Annotated in this window: 20 protein-coding genes; 17 read left to right on the forward strand and 3 right to left on the reverse strand. The window is 65.1% G+C overall.

Annotation, left to right across the window (positions count from 1 at the left end; translation table 11 throughout):
• Positions 1 to 67 precede the first annotated feature (67 nt).
• The 9 genes from IW248_RS22040 to IW248_RS22080 are packed head-to-tail and all read left to right on the forward strand — an operon-like array spanning position 68 to position 5,946.
• A complete protein-coding gene (locus tag IW248_RS22040; RefSeq protein ID WP_196928499.1) occupies positions 68 to 466 on the forward strand; it encodes a DUF6197 family protein in 399 nt (132 codons plus the stop codon).
• A complete protein-coding gene (locus IW248_RS22045; protein WP_196928500.1) occupies positions 463 to 762 on the forward strand; it encodes a hypothetical protein in 300 nt (99 codons plus the stop codon). Before IW248_RS22040 ends, IW248_RS22045 begins: the two co-directional genes overlap by 4 nt.
• On the forward strand, positions 759 to 1,169 hold the full coding sequence (locus IW248_RS22050) for an RRQRL motif-containing zinc-binding protein (RefSeq protein WP_196928501.1): 411 nt from the start codon (positions 759 to 761) through the stop codon (positions 1,167 to 1,169). The genes IW248_RS22045 and IW248_RS22050 overlap by 4 nt, the downstream gene beginning before the upstream one ends.
• On the forward strand, positions 1,166 to 1,462 hold the full coding sequence (locus tag IW248_RS22055; protein WP_196928502.1) for a hypothetical protein: 297 nt from the start codon (positions 1,166 to 1,168) through the stop codon (positions 1,460 to 1,462). The genes IW248_RS22050 and IW248_RS22055 overlap by 4 nt, the downstream gene beginning before the upstream one ends.
• Positions 1,449 to 2,267, forward strand: a complete 819-nt coding sequence (locus IW248_RS22060; RefSeq protein ID WP_196928503.1) for a DUF2637 domain-containing protein — start codon at positions 1,449 to 1,451, stop codon at positions 2,265 to 2,267. The genes IW248_RS22055 and IW248_RS22060 overlap by 14 nt, the downstream gene beginning before the upstream one ends.
• Complete coding sequence (locus IW248_RS22065) at positions 2,264 to 2,527, forward strand: hypothetical protein (RefSeq protein WP_196928504.1); 264 nt, start codon at positions 2,264 to 2,266, stop codon at positions 2,525 to 2,527. The genes IW248_RS22060 and IW248_RS22065 overlap by 4 nt, the downstream gene beginning before the upstream one ends.
• Entirely contained in the window at positions 2,527 to 4,326 is a 1,800-nt protein-coding gene (locus tag IW248_RS22070; RefSeq protein WP_196928505.1) for a replication initiator, read from the forward strand. Before IW248_RS22065 ends, IW248_RS22070 begins: the two co-directional genes overlap by 1 nt.
• Positions 4,327 to 4,351: 25 nt before the next feature.
• A complete protein-coding gene (locus IW248_RS22075; protein ID WP_030504500.1) occupies positions 4,352 to 4,540 on the forward strand; it encodes a helix-turn-helix transcriptional regulator in 189 nt (62 codons plus the stop codon).
• Complete coding sequence (locus IW248_RS22080) at positions 4,537 to 5,946, forward strand: tyrosine-type recombinase/integrase (protein WP_307788133.1); 1,410 nt, start codon at positions 4,537 to 4,539, stop codon at positions 5,944 to 5,946. The genes IW248_RS22075 and IW248_RS22080 overlap by 4 nt, the downstream gene beginning before the upstream one ends.
• 483 nt (positions 5,947 to 6,429) lie before the next feature.
• Here the strand turns inward: IW248_RS22080 and IW248_RS22085 are convergent, their stop codons facing one another.
• On the reverse strand, positions 6,430 to 6,672 hold the full coding sequence (locus tag IW248_RS22085) for a hypothetical protein (RefSeq protein WP_196928506.1): 243 nt from the start codon (positions 6,670 to 6,672) through the stop codon (positions 6,430 to 6,432).
• 926 nt (positions 6,673 to 7,598) lie between these two features.
• Between IW248_RS22085 and IW248_RS22090 the strand changes: the two genes are divergently transcribed.
• From IW248_RS22090 to IW248_RS22110, 5 genes are all read left to right on the forward strand, one after another.
• Positions 7,599 to 7,832 carry a hypothetical protein gene (locus tag IW248_RS22090; protein WP_196928507.1) on the forward strand — a complete coding sequence of 78 codons (234 nt, stop codon included), beginning with the start codon at positions 7,599 to 7,601 and terminating at the stop codon, positions 7,830 to 7,832.
• Positions 7,833 to 7,841: 9 nt separating this feature from the next.
• Complete coding sequence (locus IW248_RS22095; protein WP_196928508.1) at positions 7,842 to 8,936, forward strand: WXG100 family type VII secretion target; 1,095 nt, start codon at positions 7,842 to 7,844, stop codon at positions 8,934 to 8,936.
• A 109-nt stretch (positions 8,937 to 9,045) separates the two neighbouring features.
• A complete protein-coding gene (locus tag IW248_RS22100) occupies positions 9,046 to 9,213 on the forward strand; it encodes a hypothetical protein (RefSeq protein WP_196928509.1) in 168 nt (55 codons plus the stop codon).
• Between the two features lie 853 nt (positions 9,214 to 10,066).
• The gene (locus IW248_RS22105) at positions 10,067 to 10,543 is read left to right on the forward strand and encodes a hypothetical protein (RefSeq protein ID WP_196928510.1); all 477 of its coding nucleotides are present in this window, start codon (positions 10,067 to 10,069) and stop codon (positions 10,541 to 10,543) included.
• 407 nt (positions 10,544 to 10,950) lie between these two features.
• Positions 10,951 to 12,132 (forward strand): Fic family protein, encoded by a 1,182-nt coding sequence (locus IW248_RS22110; RefSeq protein WP_196928511.1) that lies wholly within the window; start codon positions 10,951 to 10,953, stop codon positions 12,130 to 12,132.
• 194 nt (positions 12,133 to 12,326) lie between these two features.
• Here IW248_RS22110 and IW248_RS22115 read toward each other — a convergent pair whose 3' ends face one another.
• Positions 12,327 to 12,989, reverse strand: coding sequence for an HIRAN domain-containing protein (locus IW248_RS22115; RefSeq protein WP_196928512.1), 663 nt, complete (start codon positions 12,987 to 12,989; stop codon positions 12,327 to 12,329).
• Positions 12,990 to 13,323: 334 nt separating this feature from the next.
• Between IW248_RS22115 and IW248_RS22120 the strand changes: the two genes are divergently transcribed.
• The gene (locus IW248_RS22120; protein ID WP_196928513.1) at positions 13,324 to 14,217 is read left to right on the forward strand and encodes a hypothetical protein; all 894 of its coding nucleotides are present in this window, start codon (positions 13,324 to 13,326) and stop codon (positions 14,215 to 14,217) included.
• A 1,019-nt stretch (positions 14,218 to 15,236) separates the two neighbouring features.
• A complete protein-coding gene (locus IW248_RS33995) occupies positions 15,237 to 15,506 on the forward strand; it encodes a helix-turn-helix domain-containing protein (protein WP_504739304.1) in 270 nt (89 codons plus the stop codon).
• Here IW248_RS33995 and IW248_RS22130 read toward each other — a convergent pair.
• A complete protein-coding gene (locus IW248_RS22130; RefSeq protein WP_231396398.1) occupies positions 15,493 to 16,737 on the reverse strand; it encodes a helix-turn-helix domain-containing protein in 1,245 nt (414 codons plus the stop codon). The genes IW248_RS33995 and IW248_RS22130 overlap by 14 nt on opposite strands.
• Positions 16,738 to 16,957: 220 nt before the next feature.
• On the opposite strand from IW248_RS22130, the gene IW248_RS22135 reads away from it, so the two are divergent.
• Positions 16,958 to 17,278, forward strand: coding sequence for a hypothetical protein (locus IW248_RS22135; RefSeq protein WP_112681382.1), 321 nt, complete (start codon positions 16,958 to 16,960; stop codon positions 17,276 to 17,278).
• The last annotated feature ends 21 nt before the right edge of the window (positions 17,279 to 17,299 follow it).

Genomic DNA, 17,299 nt, shown 5'->3' on the forward strand with positions numbered 1-17,299 from the left:
GACGCCTGGCAGCAAATGCCGGTCCTGCCGACCTCCCACCAAGCCCTTTCGAAAGGACGTGGCTGCCATGAAGGCTACCCACAACCCACCCACCACAGCAGCGGTCACACCGGCCGACCTGCTGCGGATGGCCGCCCTATACGTGCGCCGGCACGGCTGGACCCAGGGCGACTACTACACGATCGTTTTCGACGCCGCCACTCCACGGGCCTGCGTCTCCGGCGCTATCGCCATGGCTGCCTACGGCACTGCCACCGACTTCCCGTTTGGTGTCGACCGTCCCGAGCGGCCCGACTTCCGTACCGCCTTGGGCGTCCTGCGGGACTTCCTCGACCTGAGTTGCACCTCCCGCCTATTCGGGTGGAACGACAAGCCCGGCCGCACCGCCGACGACGTCATCAACGCACTCACCGCCGCCGCTGACCAGTGGGACTCCCTCCACACGCAGGGAGGCGACAACCGATGAGCACCGTCAAGAAGCCCTTGACGCCACGTGTGCCCCGGCAAAAGCGCCGGACCGTAGTCGAGAACGACGAGTTCGCCGCGTTCGGCCGCCGGATCATCCGCGCCCACGGTCGCCGCGTCGCCACCGGCGATGTGGAAGCACTACGCGACCTGGTCGCCCTCTCATCGGTCATCGATGACGCCATCGGTGAAGCCGTGATCGGCCTCCGAGCGTTCGGCTACTCCTGGTCGGAGATCGGTTCCCGGCTCGGGATCTCCAAGCAGGCCGCCCAGCAGCGCTGGGGAGACAAGCCATGACCGACCTTCGCAGCGTCGACCTCGACAACCTGGCCGATCGCACCGGCATCCGGGTCGAGTTCTACGACCCGCTGGGCACCCGCTACGGGTTCCCCACCTTCCCCTACCACTGCGCCCCTGACGGCCTGGCCACCGTGCGGCAGCTCCGCGCCGCCGGCCTTCGCCCCAACGGCCAAAACCCCATCGCGCAGATCTATTGGCGGCACCGCAACAACCGGCGAGTCGCCTACCTCTACCGCCTCGACATGGCCGCGCCCAAGCGCACCGCCACGCCCGCGCAGCGGGAGGCCATCGCCAAGGCGCTTCGCGCCCGCCGGACCTGCCGCGTCTGCACCCAGGTCAAGCCCTACTACATCCCCCGCCGCTACGGCGAATGCCTCGACTGCCACGAAGGGAACCCGTCGTGAGCTTCCACCTATCTGACCCCTGCCTGTGGTGCATCGAGGGCAGCTCGCCCGCCGGCATCCACGACATCCTCGGCCCGGTCTACAAGCCCTGCCCCGTCTGCCTCGGAGCCTGCGCCCTCTGCGAGGGCGACGGACTGTTCCCGGCCGACTTCGCCTGCCTGCCCTGCTTCCGGGAGCAGCTCGCCGCCCAAGGGCTGACCCCCATCATGTGCGCCCACTGCTCCGGCGTGGTCGACCTCATCCCCCTCGACGCCATCCCGGCCCCGGAGGTGACTCCCCATGGCCAGCACTGACCCCGCTGCCGTCACCGAGCAGTTCGCCGCCGAGTACGCCCGCAACGCCGTACCGACCATGCTCAAGGCGATCGGCTCCATCAAGCGGTACAACCGCTTCGTCCTGCTCGGTGCGCTGCTGACCAGCTACCTGCACCAAGCCCACTACCTGTGGACCCAAAACGCCGGCTACTTCGCCTACCTCGTACCACTGATCTTCGACGCCGCGATGGTGTCGATGCTGACCGTCGTCCGCACCTCCGGCATCGCCAAAGACGCCAAACGCGGAGCCATGGTCGTCTTCGCCGCCGCCGCCATGCTGTCGGCCACCATCAACTTCGCCTCCCCAGGCAGCCTCGGCCTCCGCCTGGTCTTCGCCCTGGTCGTCGTCCTCGTCATCGGCGTCGAACTCGTCGCCGGACGCATCCGCCCCGACTTCGCCGCCATCCAAGCCGAAGCCGCCGCCCTCCTCGCCGCCGTCAACGACCTCACCGAAACGACACCAGCCACCGAGCCGACCAACACCCCGACCGTCGACACCACCCCGGATCCTGCTCCGGTCGTCGACACCCCGCCGGCACCTGCCGCCATCACGGCACCCGCCTTCACCCCGATCCCGGCCGCCCGGCCCGAGGTCCCGGCGCACCTGATGCCCACCGCCCGATTCGTCATCGGACGCCACGAACAGAGCACCGGCCGACCCATCACCACCGACGAACTCGCCGGCCTGCTCTCCGTCACCCCGGACATCGCCCGGGAACTGCTGCACACCATCACCGGCCACACCCCGGCCGTCAACGGCACCCCCGTCGGTGGTGCCCGATGACCATCCACGTCGTCGACATCGACTACACCTTCCACACCTGCCCGGCCTTCGCCGAGCCACACATCTACGACACCCGACGCACCGTCATCGACGTCATCCCCGGCGGACCCTGCCGGACCCCGGTCACGATCCGCTGCGGCGACACCATCGCCACCATCGCGTGCCACCGGCACGAACCGGCCGACCGCCAGTGCGGCGCCTGCCGCATCATCGTCACCCAACACACCATCACCAACCGGCACCTCTCCGAGGCTGCCTGATGGTTTCGACGCTGGACCTCACACCCCGCGCTTCGGCCCGGGGTGTGGGCTCGAACGCCGACACCATCACCCCCCACGTCGGCTACACCGCCGCCGGCTCCGCGTTCACCCGCGCCCAACAACCCGACTACTTCGGCTGGATCGAACACGTCCGCGCCGCCGCCGGCTGCACCCGCCCCATCCGCCTCGCCGGCCAACTCCTCACCGTCGAACCCGCCACCGGCCGACTCCTCGACGCCCGACACACCGACGCCATGCCCGACGCCGCGATCTACAAGGCGTGCGGCAACCGCCGCGCCACCGTCTGCCCCACCTGCGCTGGCGTCTACCAACGCGACGCCTACCAACTCCTGCGCGCCGGCCTCGTCGGCGGCAAAGGCGTCCCCGAAACCGTCTCCCGACACCCGGCCGTGTTCGCCACCTTCACCGCCCCGTCCTTCGGCCCCGTGCACGTCCGCGCCGTCAAGCGGCACACCTGCGCCAACCGCAAACGCTGCGACTGCCGACCCGACCCCTGCCACGCCCGCCGCAGCACCGACCCCACCGCCGGCCTGTGCACCCACGGCCGCCCGGCCGTCTGCTGGGCACGCCACGAACCCGGGGACCAGGTGCTCGGCCAGCCGCTGTGCCTGGACTGCTACGACCACGACCACCAGGTCGTATGGAACGTGTTCGCAGGCGAACTGTGGCGACGGACCAAGCAAGCCGCGGAACGCCACCTCGCCCAACTCGCCCGCCGACGTGGCATCCCGCCGGCCCGGATGGTCACCGCCTCGGGCAAGGTCCGCACGGTCGCCCCGGTCCGGCTGTCCCACGGCAAAGCCGCCGAGTTCCAAGCACGCGGCGCAGTCCACTTCCACGCCCTGGTGCGCCTCGACGGCGTCGACCCCACCGACCCCACCGCCGTCATCCCACCACCGCACGCGTTCACCGCCGCCGACCTCGACGACGCCATCCGCCACGCCGTGGGCCACGTCAGCTACACCACCCCCACCCACCCCGACCGCCCCGAAGGCTGGTCAATCGTGTGGGGCGACCCGACCAAGGGCCTCGACATCCGACCCATCAGCCTGACCGGGACCGGTGAGGTCACCGACGGCATGGTCGCCGGCTACCTTGCCAAGTACGCCACCAAGAGCACCGAGGTAACCGGGCACCGCTCCGTCAGGCTCGACGCCGACTCCATCGGCGACTACGCCGACCCCGACGGCGACCACACCGCCCGCCTCATCGACGCCTGCTGGCGACTCGGCCGACCCACGAGCACACCCGTCCCGCTCTCGCAGCGGCCCCGGGATCACCGACCTCGGCCCGGCTTTGTGCAGCGCTGGGAATGCCCCGACTGCGTCACCCACACCCGCTACGCCGCCTGCCCCGTCTGCATCGCCGAACGTCAAGCCAGCCTTGACGCCGAACCGGCGAAACCAGCCACGGGCAACCCCTACGCCCGGCTGCGCCGCTGGGCACACATGCTCGGCTTCGGCGGCCACTTCCTCACCAAAGCCCGCCGCTACTCCGTCACCTTCCAACTCCTGCGCGACACCCGCGTCACCTACCGACGCAACGACGACCAGGACCAGGACGTCACCGACCCCATCAAGGCCGTCGACCACCTCGACGACACCACCCTGATCGTCGGCACCCTCACCTTCGCCGGCGTCGGCTGGCACACCACCGGAGACGCACTCCTCGCCAACACCGCAGCCGCCATGGCCCGCGCCCGACACGCCACCGGCCGCGAGGAACTTGCTCACGAACTCGGCATCACCCCGGCCGGCTCCACCCCGGTCGCCGCTTGATTCGACAGGAGGAAGGACTCTGACCGTGGATGACGACCTGATGACCGTTCCGGAGGTGCTCGCCGCGCTCAACAACGTGTCCCGCCGGACGTTTTACCGGTGGCGCGAACTCGGCATCGCTCCGGCCTGCATCCGGCTTCCCAACGGAGAGCTTCGGATATCGAGGAAAGACCTCCGAATCTGGCTGGAACAGCGGCGCGAGGTGGCGGCGTGAAGTCTCGTCGCGTCCGCATCTGGGCGATCAAAGCCAACGCCGGGGCTGGCGGGTCGAAGAAGGCCAAGCGGTCGTACACCGTCCGGTGGGTGGTGGCTGGCCGCGAGAAGTCCCGCACGTTCGTCACGAGAGCACTGGCCGACAGCTTCCGCTCCGACCTGATGCAAGCCGCCAACCGGGGCGAGGCATTCGACATTGACACCGGGCTACCCGACTCGATGACGGAAACCCCGGCGGCTACGACCTGGCTGGACTTCGCCAAGAAGTACGCCGACATGAAGTGGGCGGGCGCTGCGGCCAAGTCGCGAGACAGCATGACCGAAGCGCTCGCCGCCGTCACAGCGGCACTCGTCAAGGACGCCACCGACCGACCGCCGGTCGAGCTGCTTCGCCAAGCGCTGCGTAACTACGTCCTGCCGCCGCCAGCTCGTGGCCTGGACATGCCGCCGCACATCGCTGACGCGGTGCGCTGGCTGCGCCACGCTTCCCTGCCGCTGCCTGATCTCCGCGAAGCGGGGACCGTTCGGAGTGCCCTCGACGTCCTGGTGGTGAAGCTCGACGGCAAGCCGGCCGCCGCGACCACCGCGCGTCGTAAGCGGTCGGTGTTCTACAACGCGCTTCAGTACGCGGTCGAGCTGGAAGAGTTGGAGTTCAACCCGATCGACAAGCTTCGCGTGCGGTCGCAGCGCAAGAAGATCGCCGAGGTCGTCGATCGTCGGGTGGTCGTCAACCAGCGCCAAGCGCTGGAACTGCTGATCGCTGCCACCTACGTTGGCCAGCGAGGTCGGAAGGCGAAACGTGGTGAGCGCCTGGTCGCGTTCTTCGCCTGCCTCTACTTCGCCGCCCTCCGTCCAGCAGAAGCGTTGGCGCTGCGAGAGCAGGACTGCGACCTACCCGAGAACGGATGGGGTCGGCTGACGCTGGCCAAGAGCCGACCCCAGGCGGGCAAGCGGTGGACCGATAGCGGCGAGGTTCACGACGACCGAGGGCTGAAGCATCGAGCCGAGGATGAGCCGCGTAACGTACCGATCCCGCCCGCGCTTGTGGCGATCCTGCGCGCCCACATCGAACGGTTCGGGTTCGCGAAGGACGGCCGCCTGTTCCAGAGTGAGCGGGGCAACGTGGTTGCGGCCTCGACCTACTCGCGCGTCTTGGATGAGGCGCGTCGACTGGCGTTGACGCCGCGCCAGGTTGACTCTCCGCTTGCTGGTCGGCCGTACGACCTGCGGCACGCCGCCGTGTCGCTGTGGCTGAACGCTGGTGTGCCGGCAACCGAGGTAGCCGACCGGGCCGGACACTCCGTGGACGTACTACTGAAGGTCTACGCCAAGTGCATCGACGGCGCGGAGGCAACCGTCAACGAGCGGATCTCTGAGGCTCTGACCGGCGTGGCCTGGCCCGCATGATGTTCGCCGTTCCGGATCTTGCTTCGGCCGTGTCGCCTGACCTGGGCAGATGCCTTCAAGGTCATTCCGTACCTGTTCCGCGACCTGCGACAAACGACGGCTTCCGGTGACCTACGGTTGCACACCTGTTCTAATCGAACAGTGTGCGTATCGCCAGCTCGAACGGCGTTTCGGCTGCATAACGAGGTGCCCCCGGCAGGATTCGAACCTGCGACACACGGTTTAGGAATCCTCTGATCCTTTGCCGGCTCGGGGCCTCAGCCTGTGGCTGGCGCTGGTCGACGAGGTCAGGACGCCGCCATCGTTGACCGCTGCTACCCCTCGGTGTCCGTCGTATCGGGCACGTAACGGGCACGAGTTGGCGAGGTGGCGAGCCGCGCTGCATTTGGTGTGGGCGACGGCAGGCCGTTGTGTGCCACCCGCGATCCCGGGGCAGTGCCCTGCTCTGCGGTAACAAGGCAGGGCACTGCTTCTCGGGTTTCGCTACTGGACGAGCCTGTGAAGCCTGTTGGCCACTACCAGGCCGGTCAGAACCAGAGTGACGACGCCGCAGGCGACTCCCAGGGCGATGCTGGGGCCGAACCCTAGTGCGGGGTTGGTCTGGACAGCCGTGGTCAGACCGGTGACCACAGCAGCGAGCAACCCGACAATCAGCGTGATCACGAGGATGAGCAAGTCCCGCTGCGTCAAGAGGTATCGGTCATGGTTTGTTGCTCCGTCGTCCACGGATTCTGCCTGCCGTGGGATGCGTCGGGGACTACTACGGCTGGACGCAGAGACAGGGCGCGCCGACTCTCGCCGGCTGGGGGCATTCTTAGTCATGTTTCCTCGATGTGAACGATTATCAAATTGGCTGTAGGCAGTAGGGACGGTTGACCTCGGACCCGTGAGAAACCCGCCTGGGAGGGCACTTGCCGGTTACCGCCGCGCACGTGCGACGGGCATCTCACTCCCGCTAACGAGGATTTCCATTCAAGGTCACGGCACAGCCCCAGTGCGACATGCCACTCACACAACGTGTCCGTTGTCCGTCGCACGTACCGCTCAAAAACGGACTCGTCGACCCAAACTTCGTCACTCTGAGTAACCTTGAATCTTTCATGAAATGTGACTACTCAGTTGATAACTGTCGATATTTTGCATCGGCAACCAAGTTCGAAATCACAGGAGCGACGTACCCTGACCTGGAGTTAAACCGAATAAACTTAGGCTTGCATCGATGCCTCGGAAGTGACTTACGAGTAGGATACTCAAGGCGTGAGACGCCACCCCCGAGCAGAGAGCGCGTACCGAAGTAGAAAAGGCATCGTTATGAGTAACGAGATGTGAGCCATGGCTTGAGTAGGCGCACACCTCGGACTGAACGGCCCTCTGTTACCGCAGAGGGTCGTTCGCGTGGAACCAACTCTCGTGGTGCGGCTCCCCGCCCGTGAGCACGGCCTCGTTCGGGCCGGCCTGCGCAGATGGCACGTCGGCGGCCTCACGCAGGGCAGCGGCAGTGTGACTCTCGTTGTATCTTCGGCGGCATGAGTGGGGGCCGGAGGTCAGGCAGCCGTAACAGGCGGCGACAGGTCAGCGAGGATGAACGCGCTGCTGCGGCGGAGGCTTACCGCACGTCGGTCTCTCGTCTGCAGCACACCGCTCACCGAAACATGCGGCAGACCGTCGCCTACGCCACAATCTTCGTCGCGGTCATGGCCACCTGGATGATCTTCATCGGCCAGCCCACGCCGACGACGTTCCCGTGGTACGCGATCTCCATCCTCAGTGGCGCGTTCGGGCTGTCCACCTACGTCGTGCGCGAGCCACGCCCGCGGCTCTACGTGCTCGCCGCCGCCGTCGTCTTCGCCGTCGTGGGCGTGACCGGCATCTTCCTCACGGACTAGGCGGCACCGATGACGCTGTCTGTCGAGCCGCAAGCTTTGGTCGGCTTCGCCAGCCAAGTCGACCGTGCCGCCGTCGACGTGTGGGCAATGCGCAGCTACCTCTACCGTCACGCCGACGTCGCAACCGGTGGCGAGCAGATTGAGATCGCCAAAGCCGCGCACGAGCAGGCGGTGCAGGCCATCAACGGCACCCTCAACCGACTCGCCTGCCTCCTAGAAAACTCCGCCCCCGAGCTGAGGGCCGCCGCGGCCTACTACCGCACAACCGACCTGGCCAACGCCGACCGCCTTGACCGCACCCTCCCGCCAGCAAGCGACCGGTGCATCACCACCCTTGAACTGGAACTGGCGAACAACCCCTGCGCCCCCGCGAACTTCGTCGACGTCCGCGACGTACGCGGCCACCTCGACACCCCGGGCGACCCAGACAAGCCCGCGAACTCGCTCGGCTGGATGGACTACATCAGCCCAGCGAGCTGGCTCAACGAGGTGTTCAACCACGTCTTCGGCTTCGACCCCATCGGCAGACTCCAAAGCGAAGTTTCCGGCGACTGGGAAGCCCTGGCCAAGATGGCACCCGTCGTCGACAACATCGGAGGCGCCCTCCATGACTTGGCCTACAACGTCCAGGCCGGCACCACCACCCTGCACCCGCTCTGGCACGGCGTCGCTGGCGACGGAGCCTTCCGCTACTTCACGACCACCGCCAACGCCACCGCCGACCTCCAAACTCCCATGTCCGCCATCAGCAAGGCTTACCGGGAGATGGCCGACGCTGTCTGGTCCGCCGGGGAAGCCCTCGGCGGCGTGGTCAAAAGCCTCATCGACGCCGCCATCATCACCGGCCTCGCCGCCGCTGCCGGCACCGCCACCTCGGCTACCGGCGTCGGCGCCCTCGTCGGCTACGGCGTTGCAGCCGCCGAAGTCGCCAACATGTTCCGGCTCTGGGCCGAAGCAACCAAGCTTTGCCAACAGATCGCCGCCGCCGTCCTCGCCTTCCGCGCCGTCCTCACCCGTGAACTCAGCGGCCTCGACACCGTCGCCCTCCCCGCACTCCCCGACGGCGGCCGATACGACCACCCCCTCGCCGACGCGAAGGCATGAGCACGTGGACTACCTAGAAGACATCACCGGCGGCGACGAGAACCGAACCCGCGCCCTACGCCGGATCCTGGACCAGCTCGCTCACAGCAATAATCCCCTACTCCGCGAGATGGCCACCGCCGTCCAACAAGGCCAACTCACCCTGCGCGAGGCAGCCACCAGCCCGACCTACGGCACCGAGCTAACAGCGCCCTTTCAAACCTTCTGGAACGCCCACCAGCAGATGACCCCGGACGAGCGCAACGACCTCGCCTCCCGCTCCCGACTGCCAGAGTGACGCCTCGTTGTGAGCTCGGTGCACCGCGTCCGTGCATGTCTGGCGACGGCCACACGCTCAAAACTTCGTCCGCCCCAGCGCTCGTCAGCTCGCCGCCGTCCCGCGACGTTGCTGTCGACAGCAGTACCGCCGATGGCGTAGCCGACCGTTAGTGAGGGAGCGGAAGAGCAAAGCTTGAGCGGGTTATACTTTGTTAGCTGACCTCGTCCTGCCTGGTCTAGGTCTGGCGGCCTGTTCGAAACGGGCCTCGCGTTCGTAGTCGTTGGCCTTCTCACCTTCGTTGCTCCCCTGCTGAAGCACCTGGCAAGCGGTCACAACAGCCGCACTCGTTCAGTAGGACGGAAGAGGAGGGCGACCATGGGTGAAGCGGCTCGCAAGATCGCCTCTGGCGTTTTGACCACTGTCTACGCCATCGGTTGCAACGCGGCAGGATCGGCTTTCCTGGCCTGGACCAGACAGGATGAGCAGCAGCAAGAAATGCGTGGGCAACAGCCCCACCAGTTCAACAACTACAGGTAAGGCAAGCGACCCACCGCAGGTCACTTCCTCGCTTACGCTGCGCTACCTGCGCAAAGGTTGTCGCCAATGGTCAGCGTCGGTCGGCGTTGTCCGACGCTTCACGGCCTGGTGACGGCCTGGCCTTGACCGGCGTGCCTGCCCTCCCATCGTCCGTTCGGAGTTCGCCGTGCCGAGATGGTCGGAATTGGTAATGCCGCTCATCACGGTGGTGGGCACCCTAGCGGGCGTCGGTCTCGGAGCGTGGTGGCAGGGACGCAGTTCGCTACGGCTTCTTCGTGAGCAATCCCGGGAGACCTGGTCGGTACGTCAGCACCAGGTCCGTCACGAACAGACTATGAAGCTGTTCGACGACAAACGAGCATCATATGTACGTCTCTTCGCCGCTGTGGATCAGCTCGCCGCTTCGTACAGCGACTTGCAGCCTTGGCCGACCGACCTTGAACCGGAGTCGGGCGAGGCCAACTTCGTGAGTACTTTAGAGCTGCCCCAGGGGCGGAGGGGCGACATGACCCCGGAAGAGAGATCGACGGACGCCGCCTCAGAGGTTGACGAGGTGCTAGCCATCATCGAGCTTCTTGCGCCCCTGCCTGTATACGAGGCCGGGGTGACCTACTCCACCGCTGCGATGAGCAACGGGCCGCACCTCTCTTCTGCCTTCTCAATCTTCGTCGACTGCGTGCGCTATGACCTCGGCATCGACGAGGCGCTACCACCCGGCTGGAAGCGGCATGACGTCGCCAAGACGCCGAACGAGTCTAGTCAGCCGACCGCAAGGGGGCCGCGGCGATGGCCTCGCAGCCGGCAGCCCTAGCGATCCTTGGCAGCTTGAGCGTTGGTGCGAGGTCGCAACAAACCCTGTGCGCGGCACAGCTGACAGCGCCGGATCAGATGCAGTCCGCCAAGCTTGCTCCTAGCGGTGGGCAGTACTCCCGGGTGCCAGCCAGGCGGGCAGGACTCACATAACCCCAACGATGCTTGGCTTCTCACTAGCTTCTGCCAACACGACCGCATGAACGCTTGGCAAGACGCTCTACATGCCAACGACACTTGGCCTACCACACCCTCCTGCCAAGACAACCGCGTGAACGCTTGGCAAGACGCCCTACATGCCAACGAAACTTGGCCTACCACACCCTCCTGCCAACGCGACCGCCGACACGCTTGGCATGACGGCATCTATGCCAAGGATCCGGGGGCTTTCGTTGCTATAGTGCCGGCATGGAGGCGGCAAACTACCAGAAGACGTTGTTTGGCTACCCAACGCGACGTCCTGGCGATAAGTGGGCTTTCACCTACTATCGACCCGAAATGATCCCACGTGATCTTACCTTCGAGACAGACACTGTGTTGCTACTGTCGGAGGCCGACAATGCTCTAGGCCACCTACAGGGCCTCGGACGCCTCATTCCGCAGCCTGAACTTTTGGTGGGTCCCTTCCTAACACGTGAAGCGATCGCTAGCTCACGTATTGAAGGAACCAAAGCGTCGCTGTCAGATGTTTTGAAGGCAGCCGAAGACGTTTCTGAGAAAACCGACGACATTGCAGAAGTCGGACGCTACCTTTCAGCAACCCGAGCCGGGCTCCAGCTAATCAAGGAACTCCCTCTCTCCGTCAGACTCATCAAGGCGGTGCACGAGATTCTGATGGAAGGAGTTCGCGGGGAAGAGCGGCTGCCCGGAGAGATTCGGCATTCTCCCGTCTGGATCGGCGGATCAACTCCAAACAACGCGATCTTTGTGCCACCCTTGCATGACCACCTGCCCGAACTCCTCACGGACTGGGAGCGGTTCGTTAACGAACGTAGCCGACTCCCATTGCTTGTACGTAGCGCACTCATGCACTATCAGTTCGAAACGATCCACCCGTTCTTGGATGGCAACGGCCGTATAGGCCGCCTCTTGATCGTGCTTCAGATGATCGCCGAGCAGCGACTCACTTCGCCTCTCCTCTACCTTTCGGGCTACCTTGAAACCCACCGACGTGAGTACTATGACCACCTGCAGGCAGTGCGTGAGACGGGCGCCATCCAAAGTTGGATCCAGTTCTTCTGCCGAGCGGTTAAAGAGCAGTCGGAAGACGCCGTCGCACGAGCAGCTCAACTCGTAGAACTTCGTGAGAAATACTACAAGCAGGCGGGTGACGACCGATCGCGAGTCAACATGCTGATTCCGCTGATGTTTCAGAATCCCTTCATGACTGCGAAACGCGTACAAAGCGCCGTCGGAGGAACCCCGCAAGGGGCGCGGAATCTTTTGGAAAGAGCGGTGGAGTACGGATGGCTTCAATTCATGGGAGCACAAGGGCGTGGCGGTAGGCTCTACTATGCCGCAACAGAGGTTCTTGAAGCGATCGAGTCACCCACGACGTATGAACGGCCGCAGCCAACGTACGGTGCCTAACCCCTATCGGCCGATGCCATCCCGATGGCCCTATGGATGTCAACCGGTGACCCCTTGACCCCAGGCAACGATCAGGACTCGTCGACCTGCCCTAACCACGCCCTGGGCTGGCATCCGCGTCCTTCATCGTCCGCCGCCGTCCACGTGTGTACGCCGTGATCGTCACCGATTTAGTCACTCAGCCTGGTTGTCGGTCACCGCTCGTGCGCGGGATGGGGCGCGTCTGTCGGACGAGGACTCAGCACGTGCCGCAGCACCTCGGAGCTCGCTGCCAGGATGGCGACCTGATCGCATGCCAAGCCGGAACGGGTTCCCCGGATTGAGATGGCCTCGATTTCGGCACCCGAGTCAATCAGCTTCGCCAGCGTTCGCGCCTTCTGCTTGTTGACGTACGCGGCCATGTGCTTCCCCGTGGCGTCGTACACTGCCACCGCGTTTCGATCGTAGGGGTTTTCCGGCTCGCGAACGAGCCGCACCGGCTCGCCGGGGTAGAAGTTGCCAGCCCGGCACTCGGCCTGGTGGTGAGCCTCGCCGCGAAGCTGGGAAACGTACATACCTGCACGGGCAAGTCGGTGATCCGTCGGCCCGACGAGAAGGCCAGTACCGTCCTCGCAGAGCCGCAAGACCTGCTCACCGCCCGTGTCCCGGTAAGGAATCAGGCGCAGCGTCGGTAGACCCGTCGCACCGATGAATCGATCAGAGTTGCCGTCCTGCGGCACATACCACCTGTCCGGCAGGCCGTCGCGCTCTCCCGCCTGGCTCGCTACGGCATCGACCGGTGTTGCGCGCTGCGGGGCTTCTTGGCTCCCATCGTTCGGCCGGACGGTCTTCCGAAGCAGCTTGTCCATGAAACCCATTTGCACACACTGTCAGTCGACGCCCCTGCCCTCTACCCGAGCCCTCTGCCGCGTCGGATACCCGACGGTCACGCACCGCCCCACCCATAGTCGGGCGATGTTCAAGATCGCTGCCGGTTTCCTGCCGTCGAAGAAACCCACGTGTCCCCACTTGGCTTCCCTGCTACCAGTTCGACGTATAGCAAGCAGTCGATGTCGTTGGGTTATTATGATCCACTACGCAGATCCGAGGCACCTTCCAGAGGGCCGACCTTCTGTCAGGTGGACGACAGTCCACCCACTACCCACGGCCGCAGGGCAGCCGTTGTTGCAATCTGCGTCCACAATCTTGGGCATGATTCCCCACCACCGCCCCGCCAGTGACCCGGTCCACCGGCCACCTCCGAGGCGTTTTGAGCGTGTGGGAAGCGCGGAGACTGAGGCAACGAACGCGCCTACGTTTGGCAGGCTCGGCGGTGAGGGGTGGTTGGCGGGCCTTCTCACCCTCCTCCCAGTAACTCTTGCAGGATTGTCCCTCCTTGCCGCCTCCAATGGGAACGTCACTGTATTCAAAACACTCGTCACAACCCTGAACGTTCCTGCCATCCTCATCACCAGTTACGTAACTGCACTTCCGGTTTTTCTCCCCGTAGCTTTCGCCGTTCACGCCTTTTTTCTTATGGTTCGCGCCGGCCTGTTGGCTAACGTGAGGAGAGATCGTCGAACATTCTCATTCTGGATGTCGTTCATTATAGTCGACGTCATGTTTATTCCGCACGGGGTCCTTGATTGGATCATTATCTCGATTGCCGTCGCAAGTGGCCTGACCTTCGTCATAATCGTGCCACAATTCATGATGAATCAGGGGGGCGCGATTCGGGAGATCTTGTCAAGTGCGGCCGACAGACACGCAAGGGGTATGGCCAGAGAGTTGTTGAGAGACGTACCTCTGGCGGCAGTAGTCGCCCTCCTCCTGACTCAGATGGCGCTCCTTAACGGCATGTGGCTCCCTCCGGAGGTAATTGCGATAAAAGGTCAGTCACCGATCAGCGCAGGATATGTTTTGCAGGAGAGCGAGAATGAACTACTCATATACTGGGCAGACGCCAGGGGCGTCCAGCGGTATCGCGCTGATCGAATCGAATACAGACAGATATGTGAAATGAAGCCCCACAACACGTATTCCCTGGTGCCCAATCAGTCTCCTCGTCCACGTCAACAGCCATGCCCTCTGCCCGATCGCCATTAGCCGCCAAAAACGTTGACTGAGACTCAATGGTTGTCGTTGCCTGCTCAGTGCTGCCACGCCCCTAGTCGACGGCGCTTCGCCGCCCACCAGGACTGCCGCACGTTCCACAGCGCTGCCACCCTGCTCTAGCCGGCGGCAGCAGCCCCGAGCGGTGTTGCCATCCCGTCTGCCGTCGACCCGCCCTCCTGGGGAGCGGGCCGCCGCCCGGCCCGCCACGTCAAGACGGCCTTGACGCAAGTTCGGACGCTGGCGGGTCGGGCGGTGGTCTGCTCGGCTTGCCCGGGTCGTCGGCAGGCGGGACGGCCTGCGCAACCACCCACGGACCGCAATGCGCCGACGGGGTTGCAACCATCTCGGAGCCCGAGCGCCCCCGCCGGAGGCGCAGCGAACCGCAACCCAGCGACCGCCGCCAGCTCGCCGACGCGGCCGGCGTGCGCTCCCCTACGCCGCGCGGGCTCGTGGCCGCGCGGCCCGGCCGGCTGCCGGCCCACCACCTCACTCGTCAACGGCCTGTCGTTCTGCGGCGGCCCCTTGGGCTTCCCGCTTCCGCGCCAGCCGCCGGGCGTGTTGCGTGGCCGGAGTCGGAGCGCCAGCGGAGCGACGGGACGCGCGCCCAGGCGGCGGCGCGTGCGGCCCGTTCAGGGCCGCCTTGAAGACGTACAGAAACTTTGAACCACTTCGCCGGCAGTCCGGCCGCTGGCCTCACTCCGGCGGTTGCGTGGCTGCGTCACGCGAGTGCTCACGCCAGGGACTCCCGTCAGCCTGGACGAGACGCCGCACCATCCGACGTGCCTCGTCCTCCGTGTCGAACTCCCATCGGAGCACCCTGCCCGTCTCGGAGTCGCCAGCCCTGGCGATGACGTGCCAACGCACCTCCCTAGCAAGCCACACGTCACGTCGGGTCAGTCGTCCCCACACGCCGTTCCACCAACGCGTGACCAGCTCCTTCGTCACGTGAAGATCGTACACATGTTCGACAGGCGGAAGTGAGAGGCAGCCCAGGAGCAAGGAATGTCAGAATGAAGGGCGTGGGAGCTGGCCCAGATACAACCGCGGAGTGGTGGACGACCTCCGACGTGGCCGCGTACCTCGGGGTCAAGGTGGCAACCGTGTCCAACTACCGGAAGCGGGGCCAGATGCCCGAGCCCGATGCGACAGTCGGTCGAACCCACATGTGGCGCCCTACCCGCGTTGTGTCCTGGCACGAGAGCCGACCGCGTCCCGGAGTCGGTGGTCGCCCCAGTCAGGTCAGCAAAAGCGAGAGCGAACCCGAAGTCAGCTCGGGCTGAGGGTCCGCACCTCGTCCAAGTACGACAGGGCCTCCGGCTCGTTCGGGTACCGCTCGCGCATTAGCGTCGCCAACTCCCGGGAGCACATCAAGAGAGACGGCAGCGACTTGCGGTCGCCGTCCAACGCCCGACGCCCGTGAGCGACCGCCAACTCAAGGTCCCCTGACCGGGCAGCGACTACCCCGAGCGTGACCCGCGCCTCTGCGATCCGCATCGGCTTACGCTCGGTGCCATCCGGGTCCATCGACGAGCGGATGACCTCGGCGGCGTACATCTCCGCTAGGCGATCCTCACCTGCCAGCCGGTAGCAGTCCATGGCGTAGAAGTCGAACTTTGCGGGATCCACGACGAAGTGGTGATCCGTGTTCTCGGGATACGGCAGCGATTCAAGCAGCGTCCGGCCCTTGTCTAGCGCCATTTCGACTTGCCGCCTATCGCCGAGTCGAGCCCACGCCTTGGCGCGCTGGCCAGCAAGCTGCACGGCGGCACTGCTGTTGGCCGCGATCGACTCGCCAGCCTCCGCCGCCGCGATGACACCTCGGTAGTCGCCCTGTGTCAGCGCGTACCAGGCTCGCATCTCATAAGCCCATCCTGAGACAGCAGTGTTTCCAGCTTCCTCGCCGAGCGTCAATGCCGCCTTGCGCGTTCCCTCAGCGATGCGGCGTAGCCCCATGTCGTACTCGACGCAGCCAACGAGCAACGCGACCCATCCCGCAAGGGTTAGCACCTCCTGGTGCTGAGCGAGGGTAAGCCGGCGGTCCATCAGCGCAGTGATCCGACGCAACCAGGCTCGCCCCTCGACACGAAGCTGATCGGACGACATGTACGGATACTCGCTGCAAAGCCGGTCGGCGGTGATGCGCAGGGCTTCCAACGTTGCGTTCGATACGTCAGAGGTCCGCAGGCGAGCAAGGATTTCCACGGTTTCCATGCCCGTGCCGGCGATTAGTTCAACATCGGCGTCATGCCGAACGGGCGGCGGAAAGAAGGCCGCCGTGACAGTCCCGAACGTTTTCGCGATCAACGACCTGTAAAAGCTGTCGGGCTCCGAGCTGCCGGCCTCCCACCTTTTCCAGTTCCGCAGGAGCGTGCTGTCCGCCGGCAACTGCTCGCTGGCATGCACTCTCATGGCGCGCACAGCCTCGCCCTGCGACCAGCCCCGAGCGGTGCGCTCGGCCCTGAGCCGCGATGCCCAGGCTGGTCGATCGAGGTCAGCAGCAACGTCAGCCATACAGCCAGTATCGCCCGACACAGGGGGACATGGCGAGGGGACTTTGACCTGTCACCGTAGTGACACCTGTCGTTCCAACGCACTCAAGGTCATCGTTATTGGTGTCAGCGAGACACCGGAAAGAATCCGGCGAGAGTCTGGCGCAGTACCAACTGAGTTGGTACTTTGATTGCAAGGCAGTCGTCCAACAAAGGATGCGCCTAGACCCAGGAGGTTTGTTGTGAAGCTGTACGTGGACACCCAGAGCAAGCAGGTCCAGGTGACGAAGGACCCGGAGCCGAAGAACGACCAGAACGGCAACCAGCGGTCGGAGAAGAACACTGGCCGGCTCATGTGGTCGACCCAGGTCTTCGTGCTCGACGAGACTGGCGGCGAGATCATCACCATCACCACGGCGGGTGAGAAGCCGGGCGTGACGGTGGGACAGCTCGTCGCTGTCGAGCAGTTGGAGGCTATTCCGTGGGCGACCAACGGGCGTAACGGCGTCGCGTTCCGTGCGATCACGCTGAAGCCGAAGGCTGGTAACTCGGCGGCTAAGTAGGTCCCTCGCTCACCGCACTGT

The sequence above is a fragment of the Micromonospora ureilytica genome, from assembly GCF_015751765.1.
Taxonomy (GTDB): domain Bacteria; phylum Actinomycetota; class Actinomycetes; order Mycobacteriales; family Micromonosporaceae; genus Micromonospora; species Micromonospora ureilytica.